This is a genomic window from Saccharothrix hoggarensis (genome assembly GCF_042678885.1).
Taxonomy (GTDB): Bacteria; Actinomycetota; Actinomycetes; order Mycobacteriales; family Pseudonocardiaceae; genus Actinosynnema; species Actinosynnema hoggarensis.
This window is the reverse complement of sequence record NZ_JBHTLK010000067.1, coordinates 13616-29855: the sequence shown is the minus strand read 5'-3', so window position 1 is coordinate 29855 and position 16240 is coordinate 13616. Positions and strand designations below refer to the sequence as shown.

Below are 16240 nucleotides of genomic sequence, written 5' to 3'. Positions count from 1 at the left end.
CGCCACCACAGCCGGTGGTCCCGTCACCGCCGCCACCGCCGGTGCGACCCCCGCCACCGGGGCAGTCGCCGCCCCTGCCGCCGTCGGCGGCGATCCCGTCCGCGGCCGACCTCGACATGCCGGAACGCCGGGCGACGCGGGCGGAGAGCGTCGACAACACCGTCCGCGACCAACGCCGCTGGGGCCTGACCGCGATCATCCTCATCCTCGGCGCGAGCGCGCTCGCCCGCCAGGCCGCCAACCGGCGCCGGTAGCGCCGTCCTCCGAAGGTGCGACGCGCGGCCCGACCAACGGCCGACGTGCCGCCGCCGCCCGCCGCCCTACCGTCGGTTCCGCAAGTGATCCGTGGAGGGGGACATGGGCGGACGCATCGCGGCGTTGGACGTGCTGCGCGGGGTGGCGATCCTGGGCACGTTCGGGACGAACGTCTGGGCTTTCACGCACCCGGGAGGGCCGGCGGGGTTCCTCGCCGATTTCGGCGACAGCGGCGACGCGCTGCTGCGCATGATCAGCAACGGCAAGTTCCTGGGCCTGCTCTCGATCCTGTTCGGCATCGGCCTGGCGATCCAGCACGACTCCGCGGTGCGCCGCGGCCGGAAGTGGCCCGGCTGGTACCTGTGGCGCTCCGCGCTGCTCATGGTCGAGGGCCTGGTCCACTACGTGCTGATCTTCGAGTTCGACGTGCTGATGTTCTACGCGGTGGTGTCGGTGGTGGTCGCCTACCTGGTGGGCCGCGGTCCTCGCGTCATCCGGGCGTGGCTGGTGGCGTTCGGCGCGGTGCACCTGTTCCTCGTCGGCGTGCTCACGCTCGGGTTGCTCGCCGGTCAGGCGCAGGTCAGCGGTCCGGGGCTCACGGTGAGCACGGCGAGCTGGTGGGGGCAGGTGGAGTCGCGGATCGAGCTGTTCGCCCTGTTCCGCGCCGAGGGGTTCTTCGTCCTGCCGCTGAGCGCCGTGCTGTTCCTGGCGGGCGCCCGGCTGCTGAGGGCCGGGGCGCTGGAGAACTCGCCGCGTGGCGCCAAGGTTCAGCGCCGGCTCATGGTGTGGGGCCTCGGGGTCGGCGTGCCGCTGAACGTCCTGACGACGCTCGCCGGGCCGAACTGGTTCGCCGTGGACCGGTACGTGGTCGCGCCGCTGGTCGCGTTCGGGCTGCTCGGCGGGATCACCGCGCTGGTGCACCGGATGCGGCCGGAGCCGGGGTTCCTGCGCGGCGGCGTCGCCGCGGTCGGCCGGTCGGCGTTGAGCTGCTACATCGGCCAGAACGTGATCGCGTCCGCGCTGTGCTACCAGTGGGGCCTCGACCTGGCGCGGCGCGGGGAACACCTCGGCGCGTGGCTCGCCGTCGGCCTGTGGTTCCTGGTGTCGGCGTTGCTCCTGCTCGGCGCGTCCTGGTGGATGCGGCGGTTCGAGCGCGGCCCCGTGGAGGCGCTGTGGGACCGCGCTTACCGGGCGCCGCAACGGGAACGGCGCCCGGTGGGCGCGTAGGCGTCGCCCGCTAGTCCTGCTTCAGGCGGTCCGGCACGGCGGCCAGCTCGTACTTCCGCCAGAAGTACGCGTCGGCCGCGTGCTGGTCCGCCGCGAAGTTGATCGCCTCGGCGATCCGGCCGTCGGCGACGCGGAACGCCAGCGCCCAGGTGATGTCCAGGCCCTCCGGGTTCGTGCTCCAGCCGCGGTGCAGGTCGACGACCCAGTCGCCGTCCGCGGCCAGGAAGATCGGCTCCGCCTTGAAGCCGGCCTTGGCCAGCTCGCCGAAGAACGCGACCACCTCGTCGGCGCCTGCCTTGGTGCCCGACAGGGGGTGGTGCCCGGGGATCGTCCACCGGATGTCCTCGGCGAAGACCGCCTTCAACGCCGCCAGGTCACCGGACCCGTAGGCCTGGTAGAACCGGCGGATCAACTCGACGTTGGGGTGGTCCTGCGACACCGCATGTCCTCTTCTCGTCACGCTTCGACCGGCCCGACCACCCAACCAGCGGCGCCCGCGCCGGGTCCAATACCCGTGCCCATACCCTTTGGGCATGAGTCCTCTCGACGTGGACACCAGGGTGCTGCGGTACTTCGTGGCCGTGGCGGACCGGTTGAGCTTCACCAGGGCGGCCCGCGACCTGTACGTGTCCCAGCCCGTGCTGAGCAGGCAGGTCCGGCGGCTGGAGGAGGACCTCGGCGTCGAGCTGTTCGTCCGGACGGGACGGGACATCCGGCTGACCGCGGCGGGCGGCCGGATGCTGCCGCTGGCACGTCAAGCGCTCGACCACTGGCAGGAGACGGTCCGCGTGGTGCGGTCCGCGGCGGCGGCCGAGGCGAACGTGCTGCGGGTCGGGTTCGTCGCGTCCGGCGGCGGGACGGTGGCCCGGCGGGCGCGGGCGGCGTTCGCCGAGGAGCGGCCCGAGGTGACGATCGAGCCGAAGAGGTTCGACTGGGGCGGCGAGCCGGACGCGCTGCGGCAGGGGTTGGCCGACGTGGCGTTCGTCTGGCTGCCCGCCGACACCGACGGCCTGCGGTCCCGGATCGTGGCGACCGAGCGGCGGTACGTCGCCCTGGCCCGCGAGCACCCGCTGACGGCGCGTCCCGAGGTCGGCATCGGAGACCTGCGCGACGAGCCGCTGATGTGGACCAGGAAGGCGCCCAAGGCGTGGGTGGACTGGTGGGCGGTCAGCCCGAGGCCGGACGGCCGCGAGCCCGTCTGGGGGCCGGAGAACGACAACGTCGAGGAGATGCTGGAGCACGTGGCGACCGGGGCGGCGGTGTGCATCGGGCCCGAGTCGATGGCGACGTACTACGCGCACCCCGACCTGGCGTGGCGGCCGATCACCGACATCGAGCCGCTGCGCGTCGCCGTGGCGTGGGTGCCGGACAACGCCAACCCGGTGGTGCGCGCGTTCGTGGAAGCCACCCTCCGGCTCGCCGGCTGACCGCGCGGGCGGGTGGCCGTCAGGTTGGCCTCACCCACACCGCCGCGCACACGTCCCCGTCCTCCTCGACCCCGAGTGCCACCCGTTCTGCCTGTCCCGCGCCGATCAGCGGAACCGCCCCGCCGTGATTAAGGGGGCCACGGCGGGGCGGTTCGTCAACGCGGGACGGAGGTCACCCTCCAGCGGTCACTTTCCAGCGATCACGGGTAGTTGACCACGTACCGCTGCTGGGTGGCCATGTTCGCCGCGCCACCGATGCCGTTCACGACGTTGTCGATCGTGCCGACACCGCCGAGCGACACCGTGACCAGGTCGTGCAGCCGCACGCCCGACCGGTTGGGCACCTCGAAGCCGTTCGCGGTCCGGATGCTCGGGTCGGCCTGGTTGAAGGCGTACACGCCCATGCCCCAGCCCTCGTGCGTGGTGACGTGGTCGGCCACCTTGTACCCGGCCCAGCCCAGCTGCGAGCCGTTCATCCACGCGGCCTGGTTCGGCGGGTCGTACGGCAGCTCGTTCTGGTAGAAGTACGTGCGGCCGCCGTTGCCGTTCCACAGCGTGTTGTACTGCTGGTAGTGCTCGACGAACAACCCGTACGCCGTCACGTTGTCACCGTTGACGACGACGCCGTTGCGGCCGGTGTTGACGTTCCAGCCGGTGGGGCTCGTGCCGTGGTCGGCCCGCCACACCCACGTGTGGTCGACGATCACGTTGTCGCTGTTGATCTCCAGTGACACCGTGGCCTTGCCCGCCTGGGAACCGCCCACGCGCAGGTACACGTCGTGCAGCGAGGTCGGGTTCGCCGCGTGCGACGCCGACGAGGTGGTCGGACCGACCTGGAGCAGCACGGGGGAGTTCTGCACACCGGCGTCCACGAGGAACCCGGCCAGCTTCACACCGTCCACATCGGACACGGCCATCGCGGGCTTGCCGGTGTCGGGCGACAGGGTCGCGAGACCCATGCCCAGCACGACGGTGTTCGGCCGTGTCACGTTGATCGTGTCGTTCAAGCGGTGCACACCCGGCGTGAGCAGGAGGTGCTTGCCCTGCGCCAGCGCCGCGTTCGTCGTCGCCACCGGCGTGCCGGGCTTGACGATGAAGAAGTCGGCCAGGGAGATGGACTGCCCGGCGGGCGCGCCGCTCTCCCAGCTCGTGCCGCGGGCGTTCTGCCGCAGCGCGGGGACGAACACCTTGTACTCGCCGGTGTTGTCGAAGTACAGGAACGGCTTCTCGCGCACGACCGGGCTGGTGTCGACGGTGGTGTGCGACGGGTTCGGGAAGTGCTGCGCGGGCGCGCCGGGCGAGCCGACGAACACCATGTTCCACACCGAGCCGCTCCAGCCGCCGGCGAGGTTGCTGTTGCGGGTCAGGAACTGCTGCTGCGAACCGGACACGGCCACGCCGTCGATCTTGCTGTCCACGATGAGGCCGCCGGACGCCCAGCCGTCGCCGCCGTTCCACAGGTGGATCTGGCCGCGCAGGTGCATGCGCCGGTACGCCGCCGCCTGCGACACCGCCCACCGCTCGATCTGGTTGGCCGGCAGGGTGACGGACATGTTCTCCGCGCCGCGCCAGAAGTTCTGCGTCGCGTTGCCGAGGTTGTTCGGGTTGTCGCCCTGCTGCAACCAGTCCGCCTCGACGCGGATGTGGCCGTTGATGTTCACGTCGTCCGGGTGCAGGCCGAGACCGGCGACCTGGGTGTAGAACCGCAGGTTCACGTCGGCGTTGTAGGAGCCCGGCTTGAACAGCACCGCGTACCGCTCGCTGCCGAACTGGTTGGTCTTCATCTGGGTGGCGATGGCGTCGAGCCGGGCCTGCATGTCCGACTGGGACGATCCGGGCCCGTACACGAACACGTTCGGACCGAAGTCCGGGTTGCGCGGGTCGGTCGGCGGGATTGTGGTGCCTCCCGTCTCGGTGTTGACCGCCAGCTCCCACAACGAGTAGCCGTAGCCGGTGGCGCGCGCCGTGCCGTACACCCGCAGGTAACGGCCGGAGCCCGCCACGGTCAGGTTCTGCACGCCGCCGGTGCCGGTGGTGGTGGAGTAGACGTTCTGCCACGTGGAACCGTTGTCGGACAACTGGATCTGGAACGCGCGCCCGTAGGCGGTCTCCCAGGTCAGCGACACGCGGCAGACCTGCTGCGTGGAGCCGAGGTCGACCTGGAGCCACTGCGGGTCGGCGAACGCGCTGGACCAGCGGGTGCCGGCGTTGCCGTCGACCGCCGCGGCGGCGGGCGTGCCGCCGTTCTCGACGGACGACGCGGTGGCCGGCCGGTTCAGCGCGGCGTTGGCGGTGCCGCACTCGGCGGCCTGGGCGGATTGGGTGATCACGGGGCTGAGCGCGGCGGCGAGCCCGAGGGCCAGCGCCGCGGTCAGCACGCGGGAACGGGAGCGGGGAGAGCTCATGGTCCTACCTGACGAGGTAAGGGGCGGAAGATGGCCCGGAGCAATGCCTCCGTGGCACCGGAGGCGCTGAGAGAGCGCTCTCTCGGAGCGTAACGCTCACGTCACGACGACGTCAACGACGCCTCAACCGGATTCCCGCACCACCAGCGCCGGGTCGAAGATGACCGACTTCGGCGGCAGGCCGGGCTGGTCCACGTGGGTCAGCAGCAGGCGGGCCATCTCGGCGGCCATGTCCTCGACCGGTTGGCGCACGGTGGTCAGCCGCGGCCGGCACACCAGCGCCGGGTTGCTGTCGTCGAAGCCCACCACGGCCACGTCCTCCGGCACCCGCCTGCCGTGCTTCTGCAGCACCAGCAACGCGCCCTGCGCCATCAGGTCGTTCGCCGCGAACAGGCCGTCGATGCCGGGGTGCTCGGCCAGCAGCCGCTCGGTCGCGGCCTCGCCGCTGGCCGACGTGAACCCGCCCTCGGCGATCGGGACGTACGGGAAGCCGTGCCGCGCCATCGCGTCCCGGAACCCGGTCAGCCGGTCCTGCGACGCGGGCACGTCCAGCGGGCCGGTCACCGTGGCGACCTGGGTGCGTCCCGCCCCCACCAGCCGGTCGGCGGCGAGCTTCGCCCCCGCCTGGTGGTCGAGGTCGACGTAGCTGATCGGCACCGGCCGGGCGGGCCGCGCGAACAGCACCGCGGGCAGCTCCGCCTCCACCAGCCGGGCGGGCAGCGGGTCCTCGGCGTGGGTCGAGACGAGCAGCGCGCCGTCCGCGCTGCCCTGCCGCAGGAACCCCATGACGTCCTCGCGCGCCCGTTCCGTGTCGGCCACCATCAGCACCGGGTGCACGTTGCGGGTGCGCAGGAACCCGAGCACCCCGCTGGCCACCCGGCCGAAGAACGGGTCCGCGAACACGCGGGCCGCGAACGCGTCCTCCTCGCCGGGGTCGCCCGCGCCGGACACCACCAGCGCGATCGTCCCGGCCCGCTTCGTCACCAGCGATCGGGCCGCGCGGTTGGGCGCGTACCCGGTCTTGTCGATCGCGGCCCGCACGACCTCCTGGATCTTGTGGTCGACGTTGCGGGTGCCGTTGACGACCCGCGAGACGGTGGCGCGGGACACGCCGGCGACCCGCGCCACGTCCTCCAACGTCGGCGGGGCCGTCGGCGGTCTGCTCATGCGCCTATTCTGCCACGTGTGGAGAGCGCTCTCCGAGAGTGAGCGGCGTGTCGCCCGCGGACGGGCCCACCAGCAGGGTGAACCCGCCCGGCTCGACCGCCCACCCCTCCGGCGTCCAGTGCCGGTACGCCCGCTCGGGCACCTCGACGTCCACCTCGACCGCCTCGCCCGCCGCCGCCGACACCGCGGCCCACCCGCCCAGCCAGCGCTCGGGCCGTTCCACCGCGCTGCCCGGCCGCGTCACGTACACCTGCACGACCTCGCGCCCGACCCGCCCGCCGGTGTTGCGCACCCGCACCCGGACGCCGCCGGCCGTCGCCACGGCCTCCTCGTACGCCCACGTCGTGTACCCGAGGCCGTGCCCGAACCAGTAGGCCGGCTCGGCGCCGGAGCGGCGCCAGGCGCGGTAGCCGACGTGCAGGCCCTCGTCGTAGCGCAGCACGCCGTCCCGCGGCGTCACGTCCGACACCGGCAGGTCGGCCCCGGCGGCGGCCCACGTCGTCGGCAGCCGCCCGCCGGGCTCGCGGAAGCCGAACAGCACGTCGGCCAGCCCGTGCCCGGCCTCCTGGCCGGGGAACCAGGTCAGCAGCACCGCCGCCACCTCGTCCCGCCACGGCAGCTCGACCGGCCCGCCGGAGTTGACCACGACCACCGTCCGGTCGTTCACCGCCCGGACCGCGCGCACCAGCTCGTCCTGCCGGCCGGGCAGGGCCAGGGACGTGCGGTCGAAGCCCTCGCTCTCGATCTCGTCCGTGGTGCCGACCACGACCACGGCGACGTCGCTCGCGCGGGCCAGCTCCACCGCCAGCGCGAGCTCGTCGTCCTCGCTCAGCCGGGGCGGGTCGGCGGCCAGCACGGTGGCCGTCCCGGTGTCCGCGCGCAGCTCGCGGCGGGCCAGGAGGTCCACCGTCGTGCCCGCGTCGAGGTGCACGGTGGCGTGCCGGTATGGCGGGGTGAGGTGGATGACCGCCGGGTCGTCGGTGTCGAGCGGCACGTCCTCGTCCACGACCCGCGCGCCGGCCACGTCGAGCGTGAGGCGGCCGAACCCGGCGACGGAGATCCGCCAGTCGCCCGTCGCGTCCACCGCCAGCCGCCCGCTGACCTCCACCGTGCGCGCGCCGTCGACCAGCGGCACCTCCAGCACGCGGCCGAGGAGCCGGTGCTCGGCGGACAGCTCCGCGCCGTCGGCGTCGAGGAGCCGGACCAGCACGCCGGGCACGTCGTCGTGCGGGTGGCGGGAGTTGCCGGTGGTGAGCGGCGCGGGCCGGTCCGCGAGCCGGACGCCGGCCGTGTGCACGACGTCCGCGACCTCCGCCAGCCCGTCGAGGAACGACACCACGGACTCGGGGTAGACGCCCGCGCTGCCACCGCCCTGGATGCGGGCGGTGGCCGCGTTGGGGCCGAGGACGGCGACCTTCGCGCCGGGGGACAGCGGAAGGGCGCCGTCGTTGCGGAGCAGCACGGTGCTCGCCGCCACCGCCTCGCGCAGCAGGTCGAGCGGCGCGTCGACCTCGGGCCGCGACGGCGTGGCGCCGTTCAGCGCGCCGACCCGCCCGGCCAGGCGGAGCAGCCGGCGAACCTTGTCGTCCAGCGCGCTCTCCGGCACCTCGCCGTTGTCGACGGCGTCGGCGAGGGCGTTCCACGGGCTCTCCGGACCGGGCATGGCGAGGTCCTGGGCGGCCCGGCCGGACGCCACCGTCGAGCGCACCGCGCCCCAGTCGGACACGACCAGCCCGTCGAAGCCCCAGGAGCCCTTCAGCGGCTCGTCGAGCAGCGGGTTCTCGGACATGGTGGTCCCGTTGACCGCGTTGTAGGCGGACATCACCACCCACACCCCGGCCTCGACGGCGGCCTCGAACGGCACCAGGTACAGCTCGTGCAGGACGCGGTCGGCGACGCGGGCGTCCAGCGTCATGCGCTCGGTCTCGGAGTCGTTGGCGACGTAGTGCTTGGCCGTCGCGGCCACCCCGCCGCCCTGCACGCCCCGGATGTAGGCCGCGCCGATGCGGGCCGTCAGCACCGGGTCCTCCGAGTAGCACTCGAAGTGCCGTCCCGCGAACGGCGAGCGGTGCAGGTTCAGGGTCGGGGCCAGCAGCACGTCGACGCCCTTGCGGCGGGCCTCGGCGGCGAGCAGGCCGCCCAGCCGCGCGACCAGCTCGACGTCCCAGGTGGCGGCCAGGGCGGTGGGGGAGGGCAGCGCCAGCGACGTGCTGCGCTCGTCCCACCCCTGGCCGCGCACCCCGATCGGGCCGTCGGACACGACGATCGACCGCAGGCCGAGGTCCGGCTCGTCGTGCGTCCGCCAGGCCGTCGCGCCGGTCAGCAGCCGGGCCTTGCGCGCCACGTCCACCTTGCCGACCAGGAGGTCCAGGTCAACGTCGTCCACCGGTGCCCCTTTGGTCGGAGAGCGCTCTCCGTGCCAGCCTCAGGCCAACCGCCCGCGCTGTCAACCCGCCGGGATCGGTCGGGTGACGCCGGGGCGAACGGCGGGGTGACGGGCGGTGGGGCGGGCGGTGAGGTGACGGCGGTCGGGTGACGCCGGGGGAACGGTCAGGCGATGTCGGCGCGGATCGCCGGCTTGCGGGGGTCGGCGGCGCGGTCGAGGAGGGCGGCCACCGGGAGGGTGGCGGCGCCGACCGCGACGGCGTCCGGGCCGAGGCGTCCCAGCTCGATCGAGATCTGCTCGTACGGGTGGCGCAGCGCGTGCGCGCGGGTGGCCGCGACGATCCGGTCCAGCTGGTGCGCGCCCAGCGCGAGCCCGGCCCAGCCGCCCAGCACGATCCGCTCGGGGTTGAACAGGTTCACCAGGTTCGCGATCCCGGCGCCCAGGTACCCCGCGGTCTCCTCCAGCACGCGGGCGGCGGTCTTGGAGCGCGGCGCGGCGGCGATCAGCGCGTCGACGCTGGACTGCTCGTCCGCGCCGGTCAGGTCCCGGCCGCGGGCCTTGCGGTAGCGGTCGAGGATGCCCTCGGCCCCCACGTACGCCTCCAGGCAGCCGAGCGCGCCGCAGCGGCACGGTCGCCCGCCGTACACGATGGTGGTGTGCCCCCACTCGCCGGCCGAACTGGTCGCACCCCGGTAGACGCCGCCGTCGGTCACGACGGCCGCGCCGACACCCGACCCGATGAGCGCCACGACCACGTGCCGGGCGCCCCGCCCCGCGCCGAACCACATCTCGGCCTGACCCTGCGTCTTGGCGCCGTTCTCGACGTACAGCGGCCACGCGTCGCCGGACGCGGAGGTGATCAGCTCGGTCAGCGGCACGCCGTCCCACCCGATGGTGGGCGCGTGCACGACGGCGTGCCCGGTGCCGTCGACGGTCGGGACCTGCTCCACCGTGCCGGGCACGCCGATGCCGACGCCGAGCACGGTTGACCCCGGCACCCCGGCCGCGGCGACGACGTCGCGGACCGAGGAGGCGATCAGCGCCGCCACGTCGGCGGGCGAGGACGGCGACAACGCGTGGTCGAACGCGGCCAGTTGCGCCAGGGACAGGTCGAACAGCTCGACCTTGATGCCGGTCTCGCCGACGTCCACGCCCACGACGTGCCCGAACGCCGGGTTGACGCGCAGCAGCACGCGCGGCCGGCCGCCGTCGGAGTCCACGGAACCGGCTTCCACGACGAGCCCGTCGTCCACCAGCTCACCGGTCACGTTGGACACGGTGGCGGCCGACAGGCCGGACAGCCGGGACAGCTCGTGCCTGCTCAGCGGACCGTCGAAGAACAGCGTCGACAGCAGCGTCGATCGGTTCTGCCGACGCAGGTCGCGGACGGTGGTGCGCTTCGGAGCCACGGGCCCACCTTAGTTTGCGACTTAAAATTAGACTAAGTTTGTAACCTGGTCGTTATTGACGTGACTTGGCTCACCGGGGTTGAGTCTGCAACGACACGAGGACGCGAGCAGCGTCCCAGCCGCGATGGCACCCGCGGCCCGCACCACGAGCGCTCGCACTTCCCCCCCGCCCGACAAGGAGAACCCATGCGACTCAGGCGAACGTCCGTCCTCGCCGTCGCGGCAGCACTGCTGTTCTCGGCCGCCTGCTCGGCCACGAACCCCGGCGCGAACAGCGGCGGCACCGGCGGCGTGCTGAACGTCGGCATGCCCAACGGTCCGCAGACCGAGAACAACAACCCGTTCCTGAACACGTCCGCGGCCAGCTCGCTCGGCTACCGCCGGCTGATCTTCGAGCCGCTGGCGATGGTCAACGAGACCAACCCCACGGAGAAGCCCAAGCCGTGGCTGGCCACCGAGTGGGCGTGGTCGGACAACTACAGCAAGCTGAGCCTGACCATCCGCGACGGCGCGACGTGGTCCGACGGCAAGCCGCTGACCGCCGAGGACGTGGCGTTCACCTTCGAGCTGCTGAAGAAGAACCCCGGCCTGAACGTCGACTCCGTGCCCTACGACGCGATCACCACGTCCGGGAACAAGGTCGAGGTCGGCTTCCCCCGCTCGCAGTTCGTCAACCAGAAGAAGATCTTCGAGCAGCTGATCGTGCCCAAGCACATCTGGTCGACGATCGCCAACCCGAGCACGGACCCGGTCAAGACCCCGGTCGGCAGCGGCCCGTACACGCTGAAGACCTTCACGTCGCAGACCGTCACGCTGGCCGTCCGCGACTCGTACTGGCAGGAGCTGCCGAAGGTCAAGGAGGTCCGCTACACCTCCTACAGCGACAACAACGCGCAGACCACCGCGCTGGCGACCGGCGCGGCCGAGTGGAGCTTCGTGTTCATCCCGAACTACGAGGCCGTCTACACCTCGAAGGACCCGGCGCACCACAAGCTCTACTTCCCGCCGGTGCTCGGCATCCACGGCCTGTGGTTCAACACCAAGGTCGCGCCGTGGGACAACCCGGCCCTGCGCCGGGCGGTCAACATGGTGATCAACCGCGACGACATCTTCACCCAGGGCGAGGCCGGGTACTTCTACCCGAAGGTCGACAACATCACCGGCATCCCGACGCCCGCCGGCGACTCCTACATCGCGCCCGAGTTCAAGGACGAGGTCGTCACGGTCGACGTCGAGGGCGCGAAGAAGGAGCTGGCCGCCGCCGGCTTCACCCTCCAGGGCGACAAGCTGCTCGACCCGTCGGGCAAGCCGGTCACGCTGAAGATGACCGTGCCGTCCGGCTGGTCGGACTACGTGACGAACCTGGAGATCATCAAGGACAACGTGTCCAAGATCGGCATCGAGGCCACGGTCGACCTGCCGAACGCCGACGCGTGGAGCAAGGCGCTCGACACCGGTGACTTCCAGGCCGCGCTGCACTGGACCAACAACGGTCCGACGCCGTACGACATCTACGAGAACATCATGAACGGCGCGCTGTACAAGCCGATCGGCGAGGGCGGCATCAACGGCAACTACGGCCGTTACGAGAACCCCGAGGCGACCGCGCTGCTCAACGAGTACGCCAACGCCGCCGACGACGCCGCCCGCAACGCGGCCCTGCACAAGATCCAGCAGATCCACGTGCGGGACATGCCGGTGGCCATCACCTCCGCCGCCAACGCGGGTGGTCAGTACAGCACGAAGAACTGGGTCGGCTGGCCGGACAAGGAGAACCCGTACGCGCCCGCCCAGCCCACGCTGGAGAACGCGCTCGACGTGGTCATGCACCTGAAGCCGGCCGCATGACGACGAGCACTTCACCGTCGGCCTCCGGGACCACTGAGGTGGTCCTGGAGGCCGACGGCCTGACCAAGCACTTCCCGGTCCGCAAGCGCGGGCGAGAGCTGCTGTCCCGGACCCAGCGCTCGGTGCGCGCGGTCGAGGACGTGACGCTCGGGCTGCACCGCGGCCGGGTCACCGCGCTGGTCGGCGAGTCCGGCTCGGGCAAGTCGACGGTGGCCCGGCTGCTGGCGCAGCTCTACCCCCAGACCTCCGGCTCCATCCGGCTGCACGGCGAGCCGGTGCGGACCAAGGGCAGCAAGCGCTTCCGGGCGTACAGCAAGCGCGTCCAGATGATCTTCCAGGACCCGTTCGCCTCGCTGAACCCCGTGCACACCGTGCGCTACCACCTGACCCGCGCGTTGAAGATCCACGGCAACGCGGGCAGGACGCCGCAGGAGCTGGAAGAGGCGCTGGCCAACCTGCTCACCCGCGTGCAGCTCACCCCACCCGAGCGGTACGTGGACAAGTTCCCGCACGAGCTGTCCGGCGGCCAGCGCCAGCGCGTGGCGATCGCCCGCGCCCTGGGCGCCGACCCGGAGGTGCTGCTGGCCGACGAGCCGGTGTCCATGCTGGACGTCTCCATCCGGCTCGGCGTGCTGAACCTGCTGCGCGACCTCAAGGAGCGCTTGCACCTCGCGATCCTCTACATCACGCACGACATCGCGTCGGCCCGCTACTTCGCCGACGAGACGTTCGTGATGTACGCCGGGCGCGTGGTCGAGGGCGGCGACAGCGAGACCGTCACCCAGCGACCCGCCCACCCGTACACCCAGCTGCTCATCGACTCCGCGCCGGACCCCGACCGGCCCGCCGTGCAGGAGAAGGACGGCGGCACGGGCGAGCCGCCGTCGCTGATCAAGCCCCCCGACGGCTGCCGGTTCAACCCGCGCTGCCCGCACGCGATGAAGGTCTGCGCGGAGAAGGTGCCGCCGCGGTTCGCCATCGGTGACGACGGCGACGGCGGCGGTGCCGGCGGCCACTTCGCCGCGTGCTGGCTCTACGGCGACGACCTGTCCGAAGGCGACAAGATCAAGCTCCGAGTCGTGGGGGTCACGTCCGACAGGACCGCCGCCGGCGCCGAGGAGGTGCTGTGAGCTACCTCCTCAAGCGGATCGCGTTCTACCTGTTCACCGCGTGGGCCGCGATCACCATCAACTTCTTCATCCCCCGCGTCATCCCGGGCGACCCGGTGCAGTCGCTGATCACCCGCTCGCGCGGCCAGATGACCAGCGAGGCCGTGCAGTCGCTCTACGTGCTGTTCGGGCTCGACAAGGACGCGAGCCTGGTCGAGCAGTACTTCAGCTACCTCGGTCAGCTGTTCCGCGGCGACCTCGGCCTGTCGTTCACCCACTTCCCGTCGCCGGTGTCGCAGGTCCTCGGCGACGGCCTGCCGTGGACGTTGGGGCTCGTCGGCATCACGACCGTGCTCGGCTTCGTCATCGGCACGGCGCTGGGCGCGGGCATCGGCTGGCGCCGAGGCTCGTGGGCCGACGCGCTGATCCCGGTGACCACGTTCGTGTCGTCCATCCCGTACTTCTGGCTGGGCCTGATCGCGATCGCCCTGCTGACCGGCCCGGACAGCTTCTTCCCGGCCTCCGGCGCCTACGACGGCGGCCTGGTGCCCAACCCGGACCCCCAGTTCATCGGCAGCGTGCTGCGGCACGGCCTCCTGCCCGCGTTCACCATCCTGATCTCGTCCATGGCGGGCTGGATCCTGTCGATGCGCAACATGATGGTCACGGTGGCCTCGGAGGACTACGTGACCGTCGCGCACGCCAAGGGCCTGTCCGACCGGCGGGTGATGTTGTCGTACGCGGCCCGCAACGCGCTGCTGCCCAACGTCTCCGGGTTCGCCCTGTCGCTGGGCTTCATCGTCGGCGGCACGCTGCTGGTGGAGATCGTGTTCTCCTACCCGGGGCTCGGTCTGCAGCTGTTCCAGGCCGTCGGCGCCAAGGACTACCCGCTCATGCAGGGCATCTTCCTCATCATCACGCTGTCCGTGCTGCTGGCGAACTTCCTCGCCGACGTGGCCTACCTCGCGCTCGACCCGCGCACCCGACGGGAGGGCTGAGCAGTGACCGTCGTACCCACCACCGGGACCGCGACCCCGGTCGCCGCGCCCGTGAAGCGCCGCCGGCTGCGGTTCGTGGCCAACCCCAAGGCGACCACCGGTCTGGTCGTCCTGGGCTTCTTCACCCTGCTCGCGATCATCGGGCCGTGGATCGCGCCGTACAACCCGTCGGAGCGCAGCAACGACCTGCTCCAGGGGCCGTCGGCCGCGCACTGGTTCGGCACCACCCACCTCGGCCAGGACATCTTCAGCCAGATCGTGGTCGGCACGCGCAGCGTCATGGTCGTCGGGTTCGTCGCGGGCCTCGTGGCGACGATCCTGTCGATCCTGGTCGGCGTCACGTCCGGCTACCTGGCCGGCGCCGGCAGCGAAGTGCTCTCCGCGCTGTCGAACGTGTTCCTGGTGCTCCCGGCGCTGCCGCTGATGATCATCATCACGTCCACCCTGCCGGAGACCGGGACGATGACCATCGCGCTGGTCATCGGCCTGACCTCGTGGGCCTGGGGCGCCCGCGTGCTGCGGGCGCAAACGCTGTCGTTGCGCGGGCGCGACTACATCGAGGCCGCGCGCGCGACCGGTGAGAAGACGTGGCGGATCATCCTGTTCGAGATCATGCCCAACCTCACCGCCGTCATCGCGTCCGGCTTCGTCGGCACGGTCATCTTCGCGGTGACCCTGGAGATCACGCTGGCGTTCATCGGCATCGGCGCGGGCGGCGACTGGAACTGGGGCACGGTCCTGTACTGGGCCCAGAGCCAGCAGGCCCTCGGGCAGGGCGCGTGGTGGTGGTTCGTGCCCGCGGGCCTGGCCATCGCGCTGCTGGGCACCGCGCTGTCGCTGGTGAACTTCGGCATCGACGAGTTCGTCAGCCCGCGACTGCGCGGCGGCGGCAAGACCGACGTCAAGACCGCCGACGGCCACACGGTCCGGATGCGCGTCGGCTTCACGCCGGTGCTCGCCACGAAAGCCGGGCCCGCGCAGGGAAGGGAGACACCGTGACCGACGCGGTGCTGGAGATCCGCGGCCTCAACGTGGACTACGGCCTGGGTGACGAGGCCGTCCACGCCATCCGCGACGTCGACCTCACCCTCCACCGGGGCGAGGTGCTCGGCCTCGCGGGCGAGAGCGGCAGCGGCAAGTCGACGTTGGCCTACGGCCTCACCAGGCTCCTGCCGCCGCCGGGCGTGATCACGAGCGGCGAGGTGCTGTACCACACCGACGGCGGCGCCCCGGTCGACGTGCTCCGGATGACCCACGCGGAGCTGCGGAAGTTCCGCTGGGCGGAGACCGCGATCGTGTTCCAGGGCGCGATGAACTCGCTCAACCCGGTGCACCGCATCTCCACCCAGCTCACCGACGTGATCCAGGCGCACGACCCCGGAGGCAGCAAAGCCGCCCGGCTGGCTCGGGCCCGCGAGCTGCTGAACCTGGTCGGCATCTCCGCCGACCGGCTGGACAGCTACCCGCACCAGCTGTCCGGCGGCATGCGGCAGCGCGTGATGATCGGCATGGCGCTCGCGCTGGAGCCGAAGGTCGTCATCATGGACGAGCCGACCACCGCCCTCGACGTGGTGGTGCAGCGGCAGATCCTGCGCCAGCTCGTGGAACTGCGCGAACGGCTCGGGTTCTCGGTCGTGTTCATCACCCACGACCTGTCCCTCCTGGTCGAGTTCTCCGACCGGATCGCGATCATGTACGGCGGGCGGATCGTCGAGGAGGCGAACTCCGCCGAGCTGTACCGGAACCCGTTGCACCCCTACAGCCACGGGTTGCTGAACTCGTTCCCGGCCCTGCGCGGGCCGAAGCGCGAGCTGACCGGCATCCCCGGCTCACCACCGGACCTGCGCGCGATGCCCTCGGGCTGCGCGTTCCACCCACGTTGTCCGCACGCAATGGAGCGCTGCGGTGTGGAGGTGCCGGTGCTCGGCGTCCCCCGTGACCACGAGGGGCCCGACCGCACCGTGGCCTGCTTGCTGCACCCCGTCCACGACAACGGGCTCTGAACCCGT

12 protein-coding genes and 1 pseudogene are annotated in these 16240 nt (G+C 71.9%); 8 read left to right on the top strand and 5 right to left on the bottom strand.

The window, feature by feature from the left end; all coding sequences use genetic code 11:
* Window positions 1–254: pseudogene (locus tag ACFQ3T_RS15450) on the top strand (hypothetical protein); the annotation flags it as partial.
* Window positions 255–357: 103 nt separating this feature from the next.
* Window positions 358–1482 (top strand): DUF418 domain-containing protein, encoded by a 1125-nt coding sequence (locus ACFQ3T_RS15445; RefSeq protein WP_380723947.1) that lies wholly within the window; start codon window positions 358–360, stop codon window positions 1480–1482.
* Window positions 1483–1492: 10 nt separating this feature from the next.
* Here the strand turns inward: ACFQ3T_RS15445 and ACFQ3T_RS15440 are convergent, their stop codons facing one another.
* Window positions 1493–1921, bottom strand: a complete 429-nt coding sequence (locus ACFQ3T_RS15440) for a nuclear transport factor 2 family protein (RefSeq protein WP_380723946.1) — start codon at window positions 1919–1921, stop codon at window positions 1493–1495.
* A 94-nt stretch (window positions 1922–2015) separates the two neighbouring features.
* Here ACFQ3T_RS15440 and ACFQ3T_RS15435 point away from each other — a divergent pair, with 94 nt between their 5' ends.
* A complete protein-coding gene (locus ACFQ3T_RS15435) occupies window positions 2016–2909 on the top strand; it encodes a LysR family transcriptional regulator (RefSeq protein WP_380723945.1) in 894 nt (297 codons plus the stop codon).
* 200 nt (window positions 2910–3109) lie between these two features.
* Here ACFQ3T_RS15435 and ACFQ3T_RS15430 read toward each other — a convergent pair whose 3' ends face one another.
* From ACFQ3T_RS15430 to ACFQ3T_RS15415, 4 genes are all read right to left on the bottom strand, one after another.
* Complete coding sequence (locus ACFQ3T_RS15430) at window positions 3110–5314, bottom strand: discoidin domain-containing protein (protein ID WP_380723944.1); 2205 nt, start codon at window positions 5312–5314, stop codon at window positions 3110–3112.
* A gap of 123 nt (window positions 5315–5437) precedes the next feature.
* Entirely contained in the window at window positions 5438–6481 is a 1044-nt protein-coding gene (locus ACFQ3T_RS15425; RefSeq protein WP_380723943.1) for a LacI family DNA-binding transcriptional regulator, read from the bottom strand.
* A gap of 4 nt (window positions 6482–6485) precedes the next feature.
* The gene (locus ACFQ3T_RS15420; protein ID WP_380723942.1) at window positions 6486–8867 is read right to left on the bottom strand and encodes a glycoside hydrolase family 3 C-terminal domain-containing protein; all 2382 of its coding nucleotides are present in this window, start codon (window positions 8865–8867) and stop codon (window positions 6486–6488) included.
* A gap of 164 nt (window positions 8868–9031) precedes the next feature.
* Window positions 9032–10276, bottom strand: a complete 1245-nt coding sequence (locus tag ACFQ3T_RS15415) for an ROK family transcriptional regulator (RefSeq protein ID WP_380723941.1) — start codon at window positions 10274–10276, stop codon at window positions 9032–9034.
* Window positions 10277–10462: 186 nt separating this feature from the next.
* Between ACFQ3T_RS15415 and ACFQ3T_RS15410 the strand changes: the two genes are divergently transcribed.
* Genes ACFQ3T_RS15410 through ACFQ3T_RS15390 form a run of 5 tightly spaced genes read left to right on the top strand, consistent with a single transcriptional unit; the run spans window position 10463 to window position 16234 of the window.
* The gene (locus ACFQ3T_RS15410) at window positions 10463–12124 is read left to right on the top strand and encodes an ABC transporter substrate-binding protein (RefSeq protein ID WP_380723940.1); all 1662 of its coding nucleotides are present in this window, start codon (window positions 10463–10465) and stop codon (window positions 12122–12124) included.
* Window positions 12121–13254 (top strand): ABC transporter ATP-binding protein, encoded by a 1134-nt coding sequence (locus tag ACFQ3T_RS15405; protein ID WP_380723939.1) that lies wholly within the window; start codon window positions 12121–12123, stop codon window positions 13252–13254. Before ACFQ3T_RS15410 ends, ACFQ3T_RS15405 begins: the two co-directional genes overlap by 4 nt.
* Window positions 13251–14231, top strand: a complete 981-nt coding sequence (locus tag ACFQ3T_RS15400; protein WP_380723938.1) for an ABC transporter permease — start codon at window positions 13251–13253, stop codon at window positions 14229–14231. The genes ACFQ3T_RS15405 and ACFQ3T_RS15400 overlap by 4 nt, the downstream gene beginning before the upstream one ends.
* 3 nt (window positions 14232–14234) lie before the next feature.
* Window positions 14235–15230 (top strand): ABC transporter permease, encoded by a 996-nt coding sequence (locus ACFQ3T_RS15395; protein WP_380723937.1) that lies wholly within the window; start codon window positions 14235–14237, stop codon window positions 15228–15230.
* Window positions 15227–16234 (top strand): ABC transporter ATP-binding protein, encoded by a 1008-nt coding sequence (locus ACFQ3T_RS15390; RefSeq protein WP_380723936.1) that lies wholly within the window; start codon window positions 15227–15229, stop codon window positions 16232–16234. Before ACFQ3T_RS15395 ends, ACFQ3T_RS15390 begins: the two co-directional genes overlap by 4 nt.
* Window positions 16235–16240 lie beyond the last annotated feature (6 nt).